The 666-nt window shown below is 66.7% G+C and carries 2 protein-coding genes; both read left to right on the plus strand.

The genetic code is table 11. The features are described 5' to 3' along the window. Nucleotides 1-130: ectoine synthase (locus tag ACYPYD_RS06635; RefSeq protein WP_459662552.1), on the plus strand; the 130-nt coding region annotated here is incomplete at its 5' end. An 18-nt stretch (nucleotides 131-148) separates the two neighbouring features. Then, on the plus strand, nucleotides 149-666 hold a 518-nt coding region (locus ACYPYD_RS06640; protein WP_459662551.1), incomplete at its 3' end, for a phytanoyl-CoA dioxygenase family protein.

Here is a 666-nt window from a genome sequence, read left to right on the forward strand (position 1 = left end):
GCACATCGTGCGCCCGGTGCAGGACATCGTGTGCGCCTGCGTCTTCAACCCGCCGGTGACGGGGCGCGAGGTCCATGACGAGAACGGTGCCTACCCCGCCGACACCAGCGAACCCGCGCTCGCAGACTGAGGAGAAAGGGGGCACTTGATGCACGACCACTATCCCACCCGCAGCGCGGCCGAACCCCAGTTGCTCCCGCGCAGCGAACCCGTCGCCCGCCGCGCATGGCAGCCTGGCGCGCCGTTGACCGCAGAGCAGATCGCCCAGTTCGACCGCGACGGCTATCTCGTGCTGGAGGATGTCTTCTCCGAAGCCGAGATGGCTACGCTCCAGGCGGAAACCGGGCGCCTGCTTGGCGATCCCGAGGGCCTGAAGGACGAGACGGTGATTGCCGAACACGGTAGCCGTGAGATCCGCTCGATTTTCGAGATTCACGAACAGAGCGACACGATGGCGCGCCTTGCCGCCGACGAACGGCTGGCGGGCGTCGCCGGCTATCTGCTCGACGACGAGGTCTACGTCTACCAGTCCCGCCTCAACTACAAGCCGGGGTTCAAGGGCCGCGAGTTCTACTGGCACTCCGACTTCGAGACCTGGCACGCCGAGGATGGCATGCCGCGCATGCGCGCGCTGTCGATGTCGGTGCTGCTGGCGGAAAACACGCC

The sequence above is a fragment of the Novosphingobium sp. 11B genome (genome assembly GCF_054589055.1).